An 18,757-nucleotide genomic window follows, 5' to 3' on the forward strand; every position below is an offset into this window, starting at 1 on the left:
AGCCCCCCTCTCTATTGAAACAAGAATACAGATTTTATTTTTTGGAAAAGGTCATCCACAATTGTAGCCACTTGGAACAAGATGTAGATAAACCCAAATAATGTTACCCATTGGGCGTATTCTTTTTTCCCGACCTGATCCAGGACGGTATGCAAAAAGGCAACCACAATACCTACCCCAGCGATTTTAAAGATAATATCGACTTCTAACCCCATTGCTTTTCCCCCTAAAATAATAAAATAATCAGTAACAACCCGGATAAGAATCCTAAACTCTTTAGCATTTTTTCATATTTCGCCTGTCGGTCAATGGCATCAGCTTCTTCTCTTTCAAGATGGGAAAGTGTAAGCAAAATATGCTTTTGCTGGGAAATGCGGTCATGGCGTCCTAATGTTTCCCCAAATTGCTTCATTACCTCGAATTCACCCTGTTTTAAAGCGGTTAATTTCCAAATTTCTTGTAAACTTGTCTCCCAGGCATCTTTAACCGTTGTTTCTGTTTTCGTTAATCGACTCGCAAAGGTTTCAAAGAACTTTGACAGCGGATTTGTAAGCTGGGCGGCTAATCTCCGGGCAGCCTCATGTAACGGTGTATGGCTGTACATAATTTCAGCTTCGAGTGATTGTAAGGCTGACCGTAATGCCCTTAATTGCTTAGGTCGGTCACTAAAATTCCGGGCAGCCTCGAACCCTGTCCAGGTCGTGGCAATAATAATGATAATGGCTCCAATTAGTTTAATCATTTTATGTCACTCTCACTTTATGAGGCATTTCCTTACCCTCTGCATCGAGAATGCGGGCAATCGTTCCTGGCCCTGATAATCTGCTTAAGATGACAAAACGTTCAAATATCTTTTGGTCCATAATGTCCCTTAATGAGGGACGTTTTCTAATTTCATCTATATTTGAACCGTGGGTGGTCATCATCAGTTTAATTCCTGCATGTACCGCCTCTTGGATAGCTTCTGCATCTTCTCGGCGGCCGATTTCGTCCACAATCAGCACATCCGGACTCATCGAACGGATCATCATCATCATTCCTTCTGCTTTCGGACAAGCATCTAAGACATCTAGACGATGACCAAAGGTTAACTGTGGTACTCCATTCACGCACCCAGCAATCTCACTTCGCTCATCAACAATCCCCACTTTATTTGCTTTAATACCTTTTGAATGATTCCCCGATGAAATGATTCTTGCAATATCCCGTAGCATTGTTGTTTTTCCTGTCTGCGGCGGTCCAATGATCATGGTATGCATCCAGTCTTCTTGAAAAACATAAGGAATGATTGCCTCAGCAATCCCAACCTTCTCTCTGGCAATTCTAATATTAAAAGAGGAGATATCCCTTATCGCCTTGACCTTTCCATCTTCAAGAATGACCTTTCCAGCCAGTCCAATCCGATGCCCTCCGGATATGGTAATATAACCGCGTTTAAGTTCTTCTTCCAGTGTATAGATGGAAAATTGACTAATTTTATTCAGAAGATGAAAAGCATCCTCAGGCTGAATAATATACGATAAAAACCTAGGAGCACCCTTTAGAGTAATCTCAATGGGACGGTTAATCCGGATGCGGATTTCCTCTACTTCTTCTTTTTGATTAGGAGGGATTTGATTGATTAGGCTGGCAATATTTTTAGGTAAAAAGGTAAGAATCGTTTCCACGTATGTTTCCTCCTCCATTTTTCCTTTCTCATTAATTAAAATGTATGCCTGCTTGGACACAATATGACATCCACGCCTGTTAATTTCATTCTATTTTTCGGTAACTGTTAATAGAACAAAATACCACTTTTACTAGACTTTTAAGATACGAGGAACATAATCCGGTGACAGCATAATTTATTAGGAGATCAATGAAGGGACGGAGAATAAATGTATCCTTATCATGTACCTAATCGAAATGGACTCCATCCAAAAGGTCACTTAATAAAAGTGATCGGGGAAGGGGAACTCAGCCTGCCGCCGGATTCTGCATCGGTGAACTTAGGGGTCATAACAGAAATGAAAGATCTTATACCCGCTCAGCAGCAAAATTCTGCTGCGGTGACTAAAGTAATTAATGCGATTAAGACACTAGGCATTCCTCAAAATTTAATCCAAACCTCTGATTATCGAATGGAGACTGAATACGATTATGAACAAGGGAAACAACTTTTTCGCGGGTACAAAGTAACTCATTTATTACAGGTAAAAATGGAAGAACTTTCATTAGTAGGAAAAGTTGTAGACACTGCGGTTCAAAATGGGGCGAACTTTGTATCTAACGTTCAATTTAGCTTAAAAAATAAAGATGGTTATTATTTGCAAGCCTTAGCTCTTGCTCTAAATAACGCCAGTGAAAAAGCTAAAACGATTGCCACAACCATTCATGCTACTTTAAATCCGACACCTACTTCGGTAGTGGAAAGCGGTTCTAGTGTACAGCCCATTCATTATCAAGCCGATGCCTTAGCAAAAGGGTTTAGTTCTACTCCAATGGAACCTGGTCAACTTAAAATTAAGGCCGTTATTTCAGCAGAATTCCACTATCAAACAACGGTTTGACAAACAAAAAAGGACTGAGCCGAATATTGGCCTCAATCCTTTTTCCATAGTAAGCTTATTTATCATATTTCTTTGCCCAATTATATAATTGCATCTCCGTGACAGGGCCGTTAAAGTGCTCTCTGATCGTTCCTTGTTTATCAATGACAAAAGTTTCCGGTTGTCCTGTCACATTAAACATTTTTGATACCTGAGCATTATAATCGAATAAATAGTTCATTCCTTCTTGATTGTTTTTGGTGGACTTTTTTATCCTGTCAATTGTTTCGCCGCGGTTAATCATAAGAAATGGATATTTTCCACCATAATCCTTTTGAAATGCTGCAAGTTCCGGGAATTCCTCCTTACATGGTTCACACCAGCTCGCAAAATAATTAATGATCACCACTTTGCCTTTATATTCAGAGAGTTTCGTAGTCCCACCCTCATATTTTGGCAATTCAAAGTTATACGCCTTATCACCGACATCGGTGTTTTTAGCCTTTGTTACCAAACTATATGCGAAAAAGCCAAACATGCCTATAATAAGAATTAGTACGAGTAATTTGATAACTCGCTGATTCATCGTGTTTCCTCCTGACACCAATAAGTTTTTAACAAAGGGCCTGGATACGGTTCACAGGCCCTTAAAAAATCACTTATCAAGTTCCTTTAAAAACTCTATTTCCTTTTTAAGCTTTGTGTGTCTTTTCCCTAGAATTAACATATAAGCAAAAATAACCACCCATACTACGGAATAAGCCCCATACATATATTCATAACCCATGTTAAATTCCTCCTATTTTTCCATGTCTGCTCTTAATTTTTCTTTAAAACGCTCAACTTTTAGTTTCATGTTTTCAAAGGTAACACCTTTATGAAGTAGGTAAGAATATAAAATGGTGAATGCTGCGAGTGATACAAACAATGCTGTCAGCATTGAACCATCTATTCCCCCCCCCTGCTGGGAAGGACCATTTCCAAAAACGATTGGATGGAATTTTGTTTGCCACCAGCGAATAGCAAAAAATACAATGGGCACATCGGCAAATCCGATAATTCCAAATACCGCTGCAAGCCTTGCCTTTTTATCCCATACACCATCCATTTGGCGAATCATAATGTAAGCAATGTAAATAAAAAATAGGATTAACGTTGTAATTAACCGTGGTTCCCAAACCCACCAGGTATTCCATGAAGATTTTGCCCAAATTGGACCGGTTGTTAACACAATAATTGTAAAAACAATTCCAATTTCTGCAGAAACATAGGCATAAGTATCAAAAATTCTTTTTCGCTTAATCAAGAATAATATGCTAAATACAAATGTAACGAAAAAGGCCATAAACGCCAGCCACGCTGAACTGACATGAAAATAAAAGATCTTCTGTGCAGCGCCCATTGTTTTTTCTTCCGCAGCATAGATAAAGATAAAATAGAGGGCAACTAACATGGAAACAACTGTCCCGCCAAACAAGAAACTAGATATATTGTTTGGCTTAGTTTCCGTGAAATTAGCTCCGGGAAGTACTGCTTTCTCTCGTTCGAGATTCATACTCATCACTTAAACCTCCAGCACATAATCTATTAATAAGAAACAAACAACAAAGAAGATTAGATCGTAAGCTGTAACAAGCTGGATCCAAGCTATGGCGCTCGAAATTTTCTCCATATTCGTTAAAATTATCTTTGTTGCTTGCACAACCCCAATTAAAATAGGTGTTGTGATTGGAAACAGCAATAGCGGCAGCAGCATTTCACTGCTTTTGGAATTTGCTGCAAGGGCTGCTAAAAACGTCCCAATTGCGATAAATCCAAAACTTCCCAAAAAGACGACTAAGAGGAAATAAGGAAGACTGCCGAGAAATTTAAAATCAAATAGTAAAAATAAAAACGGAATCGAAACGATTTCAACCACTAGCATCATGGTGAAATTGGCCAGGAATTTTCCTAGATAAATACTGGCTGCTTCCATTGGCGCTACCAACAAACCTTGCATCGTATCATTTCGCTGTTCGGAAATAAACGATCGATTGAGTCCAAGAATCCCGGCAAACACGATAATAACCCAGATGACTCCAGGAATAACCGCTCTTGTTGTATTATTCGCAGGGTCAAACGCAAAACTGAAAACAACGATAACGAGCCCCGCAAAAATAATTTGTGTAGTCAGGATTTGTTTTGTTTTTAGCTCTGAATATAGGTCCTTCTTTGCTAGGAAGAGGGCTGTTCGGAAAAGGTTCATGATACACCCTCCACTTGAAGTTCATATTTTTCAGTAACAAAACTGAGATTATCATTTTGGATCCTAAAGTCATCCACAATTTTTCCATTCTTAACAATGATGATCCTGTCACAGATTTCCGCTGCTTGTTTAAAATCATGGGTTACCATTAATGTTGTTGTACCTTTTTCCTTCATGGATAAGATAACATTATTTAAAATGGCAATCGCACCTTGATCCAAACCTGTATGCGGTTCATCCAAAAGGAGAATCTCGGGATCATGGATAATTGCCCTTGCAATCGCAATCCTTTGTATCATACCGCGGGAAAAGTTTTTAACTGGCTCATTCAAAAAGAAGGATAAGCCCACATCTTTTACAAGCGTCCTTGCCTTATGTTCCACATCCTTAACCCTGTATATATTCCCAAAGAAGACGAGATTTTCTAACGGTGAGTAATGATCATAAAGCAAGCTGGAATGAGGTAAATATCCCAATAGTTTTTTTATCGGAATCTGGTTCTTTCTTAAATCTAAGCCATTCATTATTACCTGGCCGGATGTCGGCTTTATTAAGGAAGCCAGTACCTTTAACAGTGTACTTTTCCCCGCACCATTTGGTCCTAGGATGGCAACTGTTTCCCCTTTTTTTATGGAGAGGTCAACGCCACGTAAGATTAGCTTATTATCAGCTTGCTTCGTCAGCTTTTTTATTTCAATCATCATGAGTCCCTCCCATCCCAGCTGTTATTCAATAAACGTACGTAGATTTAGCTTAACTTGAACTAGATGCTGTTTGTAAGCAGCAAGCTTTCCATGGTAATCGTCTTCTGAGATTTTTCCTTCATCAAAGGTTTCTTCTAGTTCAATGATCTTCTCCATGATTGCTTTTTGTTTTGCTAGTAATTGTTTAAATGCCTTTTCTTCTTTATCTGCGCCTAGTCTTTCTTCTTCTAATCTAGCTTTTCTTTTAAAGTAGATAAAATAGGCAATACCTGCAATTATGATTGCTCCAATTATAATTAGGAAGATGTGTGGGTTGAAACTGTGTAATGGTGATTGTGCCCACATTCTTAGATGTCCAGGGTTATGAAATGCCGGTGCAGTGTGAGTTACCCCGGTTGTGCTATTTTTATCTGTAGTTGCTGCCGCCTGCTTAGTTTCATCTGCTGGCGGTTGAACATCTTTTTTGTAGACTAGTGTAAATGTCTGTTTTTCCTTCAACCCTTCAATGCTGTAGCCAAAATAGTTTTGATCATCAAATTTGAAAAGACCTTGACTAGTTGCTTCTGCACCTGTAACTTCAACACTGCCCATTCCTTCAGGAACAAGGATTTGCATCATTTCAACAGGATAATCCATGGATAATTTGATTTCTTTGCCTTTAGGCATTCGATAGCTGTAAGGGAGCACAGTTGTTTGATTCGCCGGAATTGGGGTCGTTGTAATAAACCCTTTTTCCTCTTGCTTAAAAGCGATTTTACTATCTAAAAAATTAAGATCCTTCGCATTTTCAGGCAGCGTAACCTTTAAAACTGCCTCACTCTTACCATCACCTTTATACTCTTGTGAAGAAGTGTTGGTATAATTGACCATATTCATCATATTAGTTGACCCGTCTTCTGCGGGGCTTACAACCAAGTAATGCATGTCAATGGCTATCTTTGAATCTGTAGCTGCTAATCCTTGGAAAGGAAATAATAGCAATAGTCCAAGGAAGAAAACGGTGATTTTTTTGATCACTTTCCTTCCCCCTTTTTCTTTGCGTAGTTTTTCATTTGTGCTTCAATTTCTTTTTCGACTTCTGCCATTAATTCCTTATCAACACTTGTGTCTACAAATTGGTCTTCTTCCTTCATAATCTTGGCTACTTCTATTTCATATTGTCTTTTTAAATTCTTATAATCAGCATGTGAGATTTTATCCATCTTGTACTCAAACTCGATTTCATTAAGTGTGGTCAATAAGGCCTCTTTCGTGGCAGCTATATCTTGGTCCTTTGAACTTAATTGGATAAACGTATCCCACTTAAAAAATGGAGCTACTATTAAAAACAAACATATTAGAGCCAATGCTACTGTAAAAATTATTGATATGATTGAGATATCATGCATTTTATTCACATCCTAAAGATACTTTTTGCGTTCTTCATCGATCATCGAGGTAAGGATTTCTCCCTCCACTTCATCCTCAGTGCTTTCGTAATCAGTCATTACGACATCTGTACCTTTTTTCTTCACCCACTTACGGATAATGATGAATACAGCTATTGCCGCTAATCCTAAAACGACAAACGGAAGAACCCATGCTGTTAAACTAAAACCGCTTTTCTCAGGGGATGTTAAGATTTCTTCACCATAAATATTGACATAGTATTGACGAATTTTATCTTTATCCCAGCCTTTGTTCATCATCCCTACCAAGTCCTTTTTAAACTCAGTAGTCAGATTACAAGTATTTGGATCGCATTCATAGTGATCTTGACCACAACCGCATGTACAGGCAAATTGCTGGGCAACTGCTTTAAATTCAGCCGATTTATAATCTATTTGTCTTGCTTCTGCTCGAATAAATAAACCTTGAAAAATAAACGCAATTACTAGGAGCCCTAAATAGAATTTCTTTTTCATTATTAAGACACCTCTTTGCGTACTCCTGTGTACCTCGGAGTGACATTTCCATATTTTCCGTTCCAAACTGCAAATAATGCACCAATTACAATCATAAAGGAACCAAACCATAGCCAATCCATCATTGGATTAACTTTCACAACAAAAGTTGCTTTTCCATTATCTTCCCATGCGCTTAATACGATATATAAGTCTTCTTTAACCGATGAAATGATGGCTACTTCAGAAGATGGCTGCTCCCAGTTACCGTAAAACACTTTTTCAGGTTGGAAGGTGCCAAGTTTTTTACCTTTTCTAAAAACGGTAACGTCTGCATAAACGATATCGTTAATTCCCTCTTTCTTTTGATCAAGACGATCATAATTGATCCGGTAATCCCTAAGCTCAATTGATTGGCCTAAAGAAACAGTTTTCATCGTTTCCACATCATAATTTTGTGAACCGATAATCCCCATTGTTATAAAGGCAATACCAAGGTGGACAATATATCCTCCATAGCGGCGGCGGTTGCGGACCATTAAACGATATAAGGCAACCAATGGAGATTCTTTTGTCATTTTACGTCTAGCTTTCACACCTCTATAAAACTCTAAGAAATGTGTGACCAACAATAAAATAATAACTCCGTATCCAATTACAGCCCACGCTTTTTGGATGCCTAGTACAGCCATTAAAACCATTCCAATTACAGCAAGAATCGCTGGAATCAAAAAGTTCTTTCGAAGGTTTTTTACAGTAGATTTCTGCCATGCAAGCAATGGACAAACGGCCATAACAAACATCATTGACAATAGAATTGGCGCTTCTACTTTGTTAAAGAATGGCATACCCACTGTTACTTTCGTACCTCGGACAGCTTCAGATACAAGCGGGAAAACAGTTCCCCAAAAAGTAGCAAATGCTGCACCTACTAATAATAAGTTATTAACTAAAAAACTACTTTCTTTCGAAACAATCGAATTGAACTCGCCTGCACTTCGTTTAAGCAAATTGTACCTGCTCATTAGTACATAGAGAGCCAGAATGACCGCTACACCCATGAAAATTAAGAAATATAATCCTAGATTAGAGTTAGCGAAAGCATGGACAGATGTTAAAACACCACTGCGCACAAGGAATGTTCCAAATAAGGTTAATGCATAGGAGACAATAATTAAGCTTATATTCCATATTTTCAACATATTTTTACGTTCTTGAATCATAACGGAGTGGAGGAAGGCTGTCGCTGTCAGCCATGGCATAAATGATGCATTTTCGACTGCATCCCACGCCCAATATCCACCCCAGCCAAGCTCTACATACGCCCATTGTCCACCAAAGATATTTCCAAGACTTAAAAATAACCAGGCAACAATTGTCCAGCGTCTTGTCATTTTAATCCAAAAATCGTCAACGTTTTTCATGATTAATGCTGCCATCGCAAAGGCAAAAGGTACGGCGAGACCAACATAGCCAAGGTAAAGTGTCACAGGATGAATAATCATCCCCGGGTTTTGCAGCATTGGATTTAGTCCCTTACCCTCTGCCGGAACGGCTGCCAATAAATTGAATGGTTTTGCGACAAATCCCAGAATAAAAAAGAAGAAAACCGCATTGGCCATTAAAATGGCTGAGATGTAAGGAACCATTGGGTTTCCTTTCATCTTTCTTGAAAACGCAATCATCACCATGTAAAGAGTTAAGAAAAAGGTCCATAATAATAATGATCCCGCATTTCCAGCCCATAGAGCAGTAAGTTTATAAATGATTGGCAGTTCACTGCTGGTATAATCGGTAACGTATTCGTATTGAAATTGAGAAGTGGCTAATAGGTAGAACATAACAATCATGGCCATACCTGCACAAACAAATAATGCAATCATGCCACTCTTTCCACTATTGACGAGTTTTTGATTTTTTGTGCTTATCCCCAGAGTAAGGATGAGGAGCGAATATACTGCGATGGCTAAACCTATATAAATCGTTGCGTTGGCAAATAAATACATTTCGTCACCTTCTTACGTTGACTATTATTTTTCATTCACTGGCTTATCAAGCAATTGTTTATGTTTTTCAGGGTCATAGTTTTTCATATCTTTTCCTTCGTATTTAGAAGGGCATCTCGTTTTGACCGATTCTGCATCAAACGTATTCCTTTTCGTAGGGGCACCTTGAAGGATGGTAATTACTCCCTCTGAAAAATTATCTGGTTTTGTACCATGATAGATCACGTGCATGACGTTGCCATGATTATCTTTTACATCAAATTTCAGTTGAATTTTGTCCGGATTCCATTTAATCGTTTTTTCTATTAATAATCCCTCGACCGTAACAAAATCGTCTTTGTGCTGGTCTTGAGTCGCCAACAATTCTTTCAAAGTCAGTTCCACACCACTAGAACCTGGCGTCGCAGCCATCAATAAGAATACAATCGCACCCGCAATAATAAAGCCGCCTAACATCACAAGCGTATTTTTCTTCACTTAGCTCACCTCATTAGATCAATTTTTTCATTTCTTCCTCGTACATTTCCTGGTCAATTTTACCCGTTAACAACTTTTTACGAAGTTCCTTTTTTTCTTCGGCATTATTTGGTTTATAATCTTTTTTCCCAGCTAATTGTTTTGCAGGCTGCTGTTTTTGTTTTGTTCCTTTCGCTGCAGAACGCCGGCCTCTTTGAGCATTACCCTTTAATCCTAAATAAACGAAAATCCCTGCGATGATTAAAGCTATCCCAATAATAGAAGCTCCGCCTACCCCAATAAGCGGCTGATTAGTGGTACTGCTTGATGTTTCTTTTTTTACTTGGTCTGTTGCTGTACTGCCGCTTTTGTCCGTTGAAACCTGTTGTTTGTTAATTGCCTCCATGGTGGATTCCGTTCCAGTCTTCTGGTATGAAAAAGAGTATGTAAGATTTTCTTTTGCTTTGACACCCTTATATTGGTAGTAATAAAGTTCTTCGCCATACTCACTCTTAGTGTTGTTAGCCGCTTTTGGCTCTAACTTTATATTTTTTGCATCCATCGGAGAGTAAAAAACGACATCTAATTGGTCAATTGCAGCGTTATTCATCAACTGATATGTAAAACTTTTTTGTTCTTTTACCTCAATCGTTTTCGTGTAATATTCAATTACAAATTGATAGGTTTCATTATTTTTGATTGCCTTTGCCGGCTTCCAAGATACGATTCCTTTTTCCTTATCCACATCATATGGCCGTTGGACCTCTGGCTTATTTTCCTCTGGAAACTCTGCTACTAAATAGGCTACAAATCCCTTTTCCTTTGCAGGAACGGGTATTTCAATTTTCCCATCATAATCTTGACCGCTTTTGTTTGTAATGGTTCCATACTCGCCAACTAGTAATGACGGCACATCCCTTGATCCCCAATCTTCCGGGTAGTCAAACTCTGGCATAACTTGTACTTGCATTTCCTTAAATGGAAACTTCTCCGCTTGAAATATTGTTTCAGCACTAGTTTTAGAGCTTATAAAACTAGTTAGAAATGATGCAATGACGAACATTGCCAACCACTTTTTCTTAAGCATTTTAATCCTCCTTGGCTTGGAAAACTCATCACTTGAACATCCAATTTTCACTATAGTCCTCTTAGAAATAAATATAATCGTTCTGCTGCCTATAAAGTTGAATCACTATTGAACATTTTGTTAAAGGGCGAAAACGTTTGAGTTTTTGACAAAAAACCACCACAAAATGTTCACATCTTTAAGATTACTTCGGTTTATTGAGTAATTTGTCGGATTTTAAAACTCTAAACATAGGAACAAAAGCGAAAGCGCCTTGGTCAGCCCCGACAACATAAGACGAACCAGCCGTAAGGTTGCTTTTTAACCTTTTGGACGGATTGATCTAAATGTGGAGGCGACTGTTCTGGGACGAATGCATAAGACGCACCTGTAAGAAGGCGTTCTTTGCCTTCTTCAGGGGGTGGCTTATGACTTTCAGTCCCAAGGAGCCGCAACTGGATAAGCTTATGACCTCGAGGGGCTAGGGCTGGAGCTGGACGATTCTAAACCTGTAAATAATTATCCACAAGAAATAAATCTATAATTTCCTATAACACAAAAAAACCTGCATCCAAAATAGCAGGATACAGGTTTTTACCATCTTCTCTAATTTATTTCTTTTCTTCCAAGGATCGGATATAGCTCACAATATCTGAGATATCCTGTTTCTTTAACTGACGGACACCATCAAGACCTTTTAAAGACGGACCCATTCTCGTCTCTTCACGGCCATACGCAGTACTAATCCATAATTGCTTATCGGTTGTTAATTTTAAATATTGAGGAGACGCAAGAGCTGTTCCCATTCGTAACATCCCCGCGCCTGCTTCCATATGACAGTTCTGACAATAAAGATTGTACAGTTTTTTTCCATTTACCGAATTCCCTGAAATGGTAGTTGGCGCATTAAAACTAATATCTTCTGTCTGCCAATCACGTATATAGGCTACTAGGTTTTTTAACTCTGTCTGAGATAATCTTGGTCCATAAGCCGGCATACCGGTTCCTTCTCTTCCAAACTTTATATAATTATATAGATCCTTATCAGTTACAGAGTTTAAGAAATTTTGATTATTTAAAGCAGTTCCGGCCTTTTCCCCTTCACCTTTTCCGGTATCACCATGACAGATCATACAATTTTTATTGTATACCTTTTCACCTGCTGTGATGGCTTGTGAATTCTCTTTACCAAAAATATTACTATTATTTAAACAAACGATAATACCAATTATAACCAATACATAAAATCCAATTAATATTTTCTTCATGGGTTACCCCTACTTTGGCTGAGGTGTTGGGGTTGCTTCCCCTAAGTCTTTGTATTTTCCACTAATTAATTCATAAATTTTCTGAGGACTCTTACCGTTAAGATGCATATCTATTGCCTCCCGGGCAATATTGACACACGTATCTCACGATATACCATGTGAATCCCATTCTTGTACCGCGTTGTTTTCACCAACAGACTTAACAAAGCAATCTAAATTGCTCTTATGACCATCTGCCACACAACCACAGTAACAGGGTACTTGAGCAACAACCTCTGGATAAGTTGATGCCATTATATACGTTTCCTGAACTTTTTCAGAAGAGTTTAAAACAAAATCAGGTAGTGGTGTATGTTTCTTATCAAGCTTCCAACTTTGGTCATCAAGTTTTGAGCTGCATCCTGCAGCTGCAATGGCTAATAGAATGAAAAGGAAGAAGAAAGTTGTCATTCGTTTCATCTATTGATTCACCCCTTTCCAAATATTCTTATACTAGTTACTAGTTCATTTTATCAAACCGATGTTTGGTGACTTGCTCTTAATTCTTACTATTTAGTGAAGTTTTAAATCTTTATAAAGTAAGTGCTATGGCGAGGAATGGAATAATACCAAACAAATAAATCTTATTTTTCTATACCACGAAAAAAACCTTAGACCATATGATGATCTAAGGTTTTTTGCTTTAGAACTTATGCACGAGAAACATAGCTTGCTTCTGTGGTGTTAATGATGAGTTTATCCCCTTGGTTAATGAAGAATGGCACTTGAACAATAAGACCGGTTTCAAGTGTTGCAGGTTTAGTACCGCCAGAAGCTGTATCACCTTTGATGCCAGGTTCTGTTTCAGTAACTTCTAATTCAACTGTGTTTGGCAATTCTACACCAAGAGTTTCATATTGGAACATCATGATATGAACTTCCATGTTTTCTTTTAAGAATTTTAATTCGTATTCAATGTTTGCTGCTGGCAGTTCCACTTGCTCATATGATTCCATATCCATGAACACATGAGAATCACCGCTTGCATATAGATATTGCATTTTACGATTGTCAATCTGTGCTTTTTCAACCTTTTCACCCGCACGGAACGTTTTTTCTTGTATCGCTCCATTTCGTAAATTACGAAGCTTTGAACGAACAAATGCAGCTCCTTTTCCCGGCTTCACGTGTTGAAAGTCTAGAACGCGCCATAGACCGCCATCCACCTCAATGGTTAAACCTGTTTTAAAATCGTTAACAGAAATCATATTTAAATCCTCCTAAATTCTTACAATATAATTAATTCCTTTGTTGAGTGGGTTAGAGCTTCATTATGAGTGTTCGTAATCAAGGTATCATCTTCTATACGAACTCCGCCAAGACCTGGAATGTAAATTCCCGGTTCACAAGTAACCACCATGCCAGGCTCTAAAATGATATCCGACTTCATTGATAAGCCAGGGCCCTCATGAACTTCAAGTCCAATCCCATGACCAGTAGAGTGACCGAAATATTCACCATAACCTTTTTCTGTTATGTAGTCTCTGGTAATGGCATCTGCTTCTTTTCCTGTAATACCAGGTTTAAATCCAGCCATCCCGCGGAGCTGTGCTTCAAGGACAATCTCATAAATTTCCTTTATTCTTACATCTGGTTCTCCAACGGCAACTGTCCGGGTAATGTCGGAAACATAGCCATTATAATAGCAGCCATAGTCCATAGTTACAATATCTCCAGCTTCAATTACCTTATCACTTGCAACACCGTGTGGAAGGGCTGAGCGATGACCAGAAGCAACGATGGTATCAAATGAAGAAGAGGTAGCACCGGCCTTTCTCATAAAAAACTCAAGCTCATTTGATACTTCTAATTCGGTTTTACCTGGACGGATAAAATCCAAAATATGTTTAAATGCAGCATCAGCGATATCTGCAGCCACCTTTAATATCTTAATCTCTGCGTCTGTCTTTATCAAGCGTAACTTTTCAATCACTCCGGAAATAGGAACAAGTTCATTATCAATTTCTTTTTCATATACTTTAAAGGAGGAATAAGTTAGATAGTCCTCCTCAAAACCAAGTTTTTTAATCCCTAAATTTTTCACTTGTAAGGCAATTTCTTCCGGAATAGAACCAGAGTATTTTATGATTTCAAAGCCTTGGCATTGTTCACTAGCTTGTTCAATATAACGGAAGTCCGTTATAAACAAAGCCTTCTCTGCACTTATTAAGACAACACCTGCTGACCCGGTGAAATTTGATATGTAGCGGCGATTATAAGGACTGGTAATCAGAATACCATCAATGCCGTTTTCCGAAAAAGCTGATCGTAACTTCTCTAATTTTCCCATTGTATCTCCATTCTCCCTTTCATGGTTAAGATAAAGATATTTTATCATAACCTTGAATCATTCGACTATTTAGAACTTAGGTTGAAGCCTCTTTGTCTTGCACTTTACTAATTTCATATTCATAATTAATGGAATAACCAATAAAAGTTCCATATAGGATATATAAACAAATAGAAGTTATAATGGTGTTCTTGGTTAACTCCATAAATGGTTTAATTCCCGGGAAAATGGGGTTAAGGACAAAAAAGACCAATAAAAATAATACAATACCAAATCCCATCCCGAACCAGATACCCTTTAATTTTCTTAGGACTGCATAATAAACGAAAGCGATGATAATTGAAACAATTATTAGAAATATCAAGGAAATTACTTTACCAATCCAGCTGTACTTCCAATCACCCAAAGCCCATGGTTCAAGTATGACATTGGGGCTAACTTCTGTAAAATTAAAAAAATAAGCGATATACCCTATGACTCCCCAAAAAAATCCTCCAAATAAACCAGTCCAAAATACCATCATTAAGAATGACATTGGTTTTGGGTAATTATTGATATGCTGTTCGTTTGTCATGATGATCCTCCGTTCTTTATTTTATCCATGTTCATTTTATGTAGTTCTAAGTAAATTCCATCATTATTATGCCCGTAGAAAAATCAATCCTTACATAGAAAAAATTTTTTCTGTTTTTATATGGAAATATTATGTCATCCTAGAGGTTTTTTCACTTTTCTAGTAGAATAAAATTAAGTACATACAGATTTATCATTTCTGCTATTGTGCAACTAAGTTAATAGGTTGGTGTTAATAACCATGTCTAATTCTCAAAAACCGGTATATGGCGGTCAAGCAGTAGTTGAAGGTGTCATGTTTGGCGGCAAGCATCATTATGTTACCGCTGTCCGCAGGAAAGATCATTCTGTAGAATACTTTCATTTACCACGAAAAGCCAATCCTTCTTTATCTATTTTAAAAAGGATTCCGTTTCTGCGTGGGATCATTTCAATTATTGAAGCTAGTGCGAATGGCTCAAAACATTTGAACTTTTCAACTGAAAGATATGATGTCGATCCAGAAGATGATGATACGATTAAAGAAAAAGAAGTTTCAAAATTGACGATGTATTTAGGGGTAGCTGTTATAGGAGTAATCTCGTTTTTATTTGGGAAATTTGCTTTTACCTTAATTCCCGTTTTTTTAGCGGTCCTAACAAAACCTATTTTCCCATCAGATTTTGCTCAAGTCCTTGTGGAAGGCTTCTTTAAGCTCTTACTACTCCTATGCTATATATATTTTGTTTCATTAACCCCCCTTATCAAAAGAGTGTTTCAATATCATGGTGCTGAGCATAAAGTAATAAACACCTTTGAAGCAGGGGTAGAATTAACAGTTGAAAATGTGCAGGCACATTCTCGGCTGCATTATCGCTGTGGCAGCAGTTTCATATTATTTACAGTAATTGTTGGAGTTTTTGTGTATTTACTTGTTCCAACAACACCACTTTGGCTGCGGGTTGTTGACCGTATTCTTTTAATACCAGTCGTGTTAGGAATTGCATTTGAGGTCTTACAGGTAACCAATAAATTAAGGGATATTCCCGTATTAAAGTACCTGGGTCTGCCTGGACTTTGGCTTCAATTGTTAACAACAAAAGAACCAAATCATGACCAAGTAGAAGTGGCTATTCTCTCTTTCCAAGAATTATTAAAGAGAGAGCAGGAAACAGAGTTTGACACAAAAAATGAAGAAATTGTCTAAATCTTTTTACCTATGTGTTTAAAAGAATAAAAAAATGCTTAAGATGCTCTTAGGGAGGTGGCTTTCTTGAAAAATCGGACATCAACGATTATTGTTGGGGTACTTATTATTCTTGCGTTACTTGGACTTGTCAGTTCGTTTACAGCAAATCCTGCCGGTTTCATTCAGGGAATAGCTGTCGTAGCATTGATCGGTTTAGTCATTTATTTCCTTTTTCGAAGGTTTTCAAATTCAAGCCCTCAGAAAAAAGAGCAGCGGGCATTTCTTAAGGCAGCTAAAAAATCTAAAAAACGATTACAGCAAAAGAGTGGGGATTCTACTGCCAGAACCTCCTCTCTAGGAACTTTAACATCATTAAAGAAAAGCACCAAGACAAAAAAGAAATCTCCTGCTCATTTGACCGTTATTGACGGCAAGAAGGGTAAAAAGAAAAATCGAGCGTCTTTTTAGACACTCGATTTTTTTTGCGGAGTAAACAGTTCTAAAAGAATTAGTAAGTCCACCGATTTAAAAACTTCTTTGCATGATCCCTGCCAATTTCAAACAACATCTGTTTCTTTTCATCTGTAAGATTAAATTCGGTTAAGGATACCCCTTCCGCTTTAATAAAGATAATATTATCTACATGTTTTTTAGAAATATACCTTTGATCGTGAGCGTCTTTCATGGTTTCAAATAAGGCACTAAATAATTGAATGCCGTTTTTTATTTGATGTTTTTCATGTTCATATTCGCTTGGACTCAACTTAATACCTAGAACTGGCCTGACTTTTTTAACATTTTCTGAATCGAACAGCCACATCGGGAAATTACTAAGTACTCCCCCATCCACTAACACGTTGACTCCATCTATGGACCGTAATTTTACAGGTTCAAAAAAATAGGGAATGCTGCAGCTCATTCTAATCGCTTTGGCAATCGAAAAAGTTCCGGGATTGATCCCGAACTTTTCTAAGTCATCGGGTAATACCACCATTTGTCCATTCGACAGATCCGAAGTAATTACTCTAAGTGTTTGGGGAGGAAGATCGGAAAATGTCCTCAACCCTTTTGCTTCAAGTTTCTTTTTCAGCCAATTTTCAAGTTCATTTCCTTTATATAGACCTAGTTTCCAATAAACGAGCAGCCATTTAGCAATTGAAAATGGGATGATCGTTTTACGCGAATCAAGCATTTTAGGCAAATCGAACTCATCCACCAATTGATAAATCTCCTTACTTGTATAGCCCGCAGCAATTAAAGCCGCAATAATAGAGCCAGCACTTGTTCCTGCCACTCTGACAAATTGAAACCCTCTGTTTTCAATTTCTTCATAGGCTCCTATAACAGCAAAGCCCTTAATTCCCCCTCCAGAAAAAACGCCGTCTATTTTCATGGGCAGCCACTCCTAAAGATGAACTTGTTACATCTTTAGTCAGTGTGTTTAGAATATAGTACGGCGGACAAGTAGAAAATTTAAGTGAAATATTGGACTACCGCATTAGGGAAGAATTCCTGAACATACTCCCGGATGGTCGTTTCAAGGTCTTTTGCCTCTTCGGTTGGGTAGACATATTTCCCAATACCATACCTTCCCCATTTATATTTTCTTTTTTCCTCGTTCATTTCAAGCTTTGTTTTCGGATAGCGCTTAGCAATAACGTTTTTAGCTGGTTTCGTAAAACGATGCTGGATCAGTTCAAAAGTGAGATCGGGAATGTCTACTCCTGTTAGCTCTTCACTTAACCGTTCAAATAATTCACGATAACCTGCTTTCCAATCTTCATGCATGTAGATCGGTGCCACGATAAAACCTAATGGATACCCTGCATTCGCCACTTTCCTCGCAGCTTTTAATCGGTCTTCAAAGGAAGAGGTTCCGGGTTCAAAGTTCTTAATCACATAGCGAGAATTGACGCTAAACCTGAATCTTGTTTTTCCATTATGTTTCGCATCGAGAAGATGGTCGACATGATGGAATTTGGTCACAAACCGAAGCTGACCATATTCGGACTGCCCAAAGAATTCAATCGCTTTTTTTAATGAATGGGTAAGATGGTCTAATCCTACAATGTCGGATGTACAGGCTGCCTCAAAGCGGGTAATTTCTGGTTTTCGTTCATCCATATACTTTTGGGCCTGTTCAAAAATCTCATCTAAATTAACATAGGTGCGTATGTAGGGTTTACTCCCCAGGGTGGTCTGCAAGTAACAATAGTGACAATGCCCCATACATCCGGTCGCAAGCGGAATGGCGTACTCTGCAGATGGCTTTGATGTATCGAATTTTAACGTTCTTCTTATTCCTACTACTAAAGTCGATTTGGCATTGCGGTACTGCTGCAGTTCGTTATCACCGGGTATTCCTCTGACTTGATTATGGGAAGTGGTTTCGCGTATCTCGAGACCTAATTTTGTGAACTTTTCTTTTAGCTCTTTGCCAAGGGGATATTCTAAGGCTTTGGGTTCGATATAGACAAGCTGTGGCATAAAAGGGTCCATAACTGACTCCCTCTTTTCTGTTTGTTTTTTAG

Annotated in this window: 24 protein-coding genes; 3 read left to right on the plus strand and 21 right to left on the minus strand. The window is 38.1% G+C overall.

Going from position 1 to position 18,757, the window contains the following annotated elements:
• Positions 1–11 precede the first annotated feature (11 nt).
• The 3 genes from spoIIIAC to spoIIIAA are packed head-to-tail and all read right to left on the minus strand — an operon-like array spanning position 12 to position 1,667.
• A complete protein-coding gene (gene spoIIIAC, locus L1999_RS21285; RefSeq protein ID WP_026572556.1) occupies positions 12–215 on the minus strand; it encodes a stage III sporulation protein AC in 204 nt (67 codons plus the stop codon).
• 11 nt (positions 216–226) lie between these two features.
• Positions 227–742: a stage III sporulation protein SpoIIIAB gene (gene spoIIIAB, locus L1999_RS21290; protein ID WP_235740395.1), complete on the minus strand. Its 516-nt coding sequence runs from the start codon at positions 740–742 to the stop codon at positions 227–229.
• Between the two features lies 1 nt (position 743).
• Positions 744–1,667 (minus strand): stage III sporulation protein AA, encoded by a 924-nt coding sequence (gene spoIIIAA, locus L1999_RS21295; protein ID WP_235740396.1) that lies wholly within the window; start codon positions 1,665–1,667, stop codon positions 744–746.
• Positions 1,668–1,877: 210 nt separating this feature from the next.
• Between spoIIIAA and L1999_RS21300 the strand changes: the two genes are divergently transcribed.
• Positions 1,878–2,549 carry an SIMPL domain-containing protein gene (locus L1999_RS21300; RefSeq protein ID WP_235740397.1) on the plus strand — a complete coding sequence of 224 codons (672 nt, stop codon included), beginning with the start codon at positions 1,878–1,880 and terminating at the stop codon, positions 2,547–2,549.
• 55 nt (positions 2,550–2,604) lie between these two features.
• On the opposite strand, the gene L1999_RS21305 is transcribed toward L1999_RS21300, so the two are convergent.
• From L1999_RS21305 to L1999_RS21380, 16 genes are all read right to left on the minus strand, one after another.
• On the minus strand, positions 2,605–3,114 hold the full coding sequence (locus L1999_RS21305) for a TlpA family protein disulfide reductase (RefSeq protein WP_215043413.1): 510 nt from the start codon (positions 3,112–3,114) through the stop codon (positions 2,605–2,607).
• 69 nt (positions 3,115–3,183) lie between these two features.
• Entirely contained in the window at positions 3,184–3,315 is a 132-nt protein-coding gene (locus L1999_RS21310; protein ID WP_235740398.1) for a CcmD family protein, read from the minus strand.
• 12 nt (positions 3,316–3,327) lie between these two features.
• A complete protein-coding gene (locus L1999_RS21315) occupies positions 3,328–4,089 on the minus strand; it encodes a cytochrome c biogenesis protein (RefSeq protein WP_235740399.1) in 762 nt (253 codons plus the stop codon).
• 3 nt (positions 4,090–4,092) lie between these two features.
• Positions 4,093–4,773, minus strand: a complete 681-nt coding sequence (locus L1999_RS21320; RefSeq protein ID WP_235740400.1) for a heme exporter protein CcmB — start codon at positions 4,771–4,773, stop codon at positions 4,093–4,095.
• Complete coding sequence (locus L1999_RS21325) at positions 4,770–5,477, minus strand: ABC transporter ATP-binding protein (protein WP_235740401.1); 708 nt, start codon at positions 5,475–5,477, stop codon at positions 4,770–4,772. Before L1999_RS21325 ends, L1999_RS21320 begins: the two co-directional genes overlap by 4 nt.
• 21 nt (positions 5,478–5,498) lie before the next feature.
• Positions 5,499–6,494: a hypothetical protein gene (locus L1999_RS21330; protein ID WP_235740402.1), complete on the minus strand. Its 996-nt coding sequence runs from the start codon at positions 6,492–6,494 to the stop codon at positions 5,499–5,501.
• Positions 6,491–6,865, minus strand: coding sequence for a hypothetical protein (locus tag L1999_RS21335; RefSeq protein WP_235740403.1), 375 nt, complete (start codon positions 6,863–6,865; stop codon positions 6,491–6,493). The genes L1999_RS21330 and L1999_RS21335 overlap by 4 nt, the downstream gene beginning before the upstream one ends.
• 12 nt (positions 6,866–6,877) lie before the next feature.
• Entirely contained in the window at positions 6,878–7,381 is a 504-nt protein-coding gene (locus L1999_RS21340; RefSeq protein WP_235740404.1) for a cytochrome c-type biogenesis protein, read from the minus strand.
• Positions 7,382–7,383: 2 nt separating this feature from the next.
• The gene (locus L1999_RS21345; protein ID WP_235740405.1) at positions 7,384–9,366 is read right to left on the minus strand and encodes a heme lyase CcmF/NrfE family subunit; all 1,983 of its coding nucleotides are present in this window, start codon (positions 9,364–9,366) and stop codon (positions 7,384–7,386) included.
• A gap of 24 nt (positions 9,367–9,390) precedes the next feature.
• The gene (locus L1999_RS21350; RefSeq protein ID WP_235740406.1) at positions 9,391–9,843 is read right to left on the minus strand and encodes a cytochrome c maturation protein CcmE; all 453 of its coding nucleotides are present in this window, start codon (positions 9,841–9,843) and stop codon (positions 9,391–9,393) included.
• 13 nt (positions 9,844–9,856) lie between these two features.
• Positions 9,857–10,909 carry a hypothetical protein gene (locus L1999_RS21355; protein WP_235740407.1) on the minus strand — a complete coding sequence of 351 codons (1,053 nt, stop codon included), beginning with the start codon at positions 10,907–10,909 and terminating at the stop codon, positions 9,857–9,859.
• A 590-nt stretch (positions 10,910–11,499) separates the two neighbouring features.
• Positions 11,500–12,156 (minus strand): c-type cytochrome, encoded by a 657-nt coding sequence (locus L1999_RS21360; RefSeq protein ID WP_235740408.1) that lies wholly within the window; start codon positions 12,154–12,156, stop codon positions 11,500–11,502.
• A gap of 9 nt (positions 12,157–12,165) precedes the next feature.
• On the minus strand, positions 12,166–12,615 hold the full coding sequence (locus L1999_RS29705) for a PCYCGC motif-containing (lipo)protein (protein ID WP_345790861.1): 450 nt from the start codon (positions 12,613–12,615) through the stop codon (positions 12,166–12,168).
• Positions 12,616–12,845: 230 nt separating this feature from the next.
• Entirely contained in the window at positions 12,846–13,403 is a 558-nt protein-coding gene (gene efp, locus L1999_RS21370) for an elongation factor P (protein ID WP_098530045.1), read from the minus strand.
• A gap of 20 nt (positions 13,404–13,423) precedes the next feature.
• The gene (locus tag L1999_RS21375) at positions 13,424–14,485 is read right to left on the minus strand and encodes a M24 family metallopeptidase (protein WP_235740409.1); all 1,062 of its coding nucleotides are present in this window, start codon (positions 14,483–14,485) and stop codon (positions 13,424–13,426) included.
• Between the two features lie 76 nt (positions 14,486–14,561).
• On the minus strand, positions 14,562–15,059 hold the full coding sequence (locus L1999_RS21380) for a YqhR family membrane protein (RefSeq protein WP_235740410.1): 498 nt from the start codon (positions 15,057–15,059) through the stop codon (positions 14,562–14,564).
• A gap of 240 nt (positions 15,060–15,299) precedes the next feature.
• Between L1999_RS21380 and L1999_RS21385 the strand changes: the two genes are divergently transcribed.
• Positions 15,300–16,244, plus strand: coding sequence for a DUF1385 domain-containing protein (locus L1999_RS21385; RefSeq protein ID WP_235740411.1), 945 nt, complete (start codon positions 15,300–15,302; stop codon positions 16,242–16,244).
• Positions 16,245–16,301: 57 nt separating this feature from the next.
• A complete protein-coding gene (locus L1999_RS21390) occupies positions 16,302–16,694 on the plus strand; it encodes an SA1362 family protein (RefSeq protein WP_345790862.1) in 393 nt (130 codons plus the stop codon).
• 40 nt (positions 16,695–16,734) lie between these two features.
• Here the strand turns inward: L1999_RS21390 and L1999_RS21395 are convergent, their stop codons facing one another.
• Both L1999_RS21395 and splB read right to left on the minus strand, forming a co-directional pair.
• The gene (locus L1999_RS21395) at positions 16,735–17,619 is read right to left on the minus strand and encodes a patatin-like phospholipase family protein (protein WP_235740413.1); all 885 of its coding nucleotides are present in this window, start codon (positions 17,617–17,619) and stop codon (positions 16,735–16,737) included.
• An 80-nt stretch (positions 17,620–17,699) separates the two neighbouring features.
• Positions 17,700–18,725, minus strand: coding sequence for a spore photoproduct lyase (gene splB, locus L1999_RS21400; protein WP_215043451.1), 1,026 nt, complete (start codon positions 18,723–18,725; stop codon positions 17,700–17,702).
• Positions 18,726–18,757: the final 32 nt, after the last annotated feature.

It is taken from the genome of Neobacillus drentensis (assembly GCF_021560175.1).
GTDB lineage: Bacteria > Bacillota > Bacilli > Bacillales > Cytobacillaceae > Neobacillus > Neobacillus drentensis_A.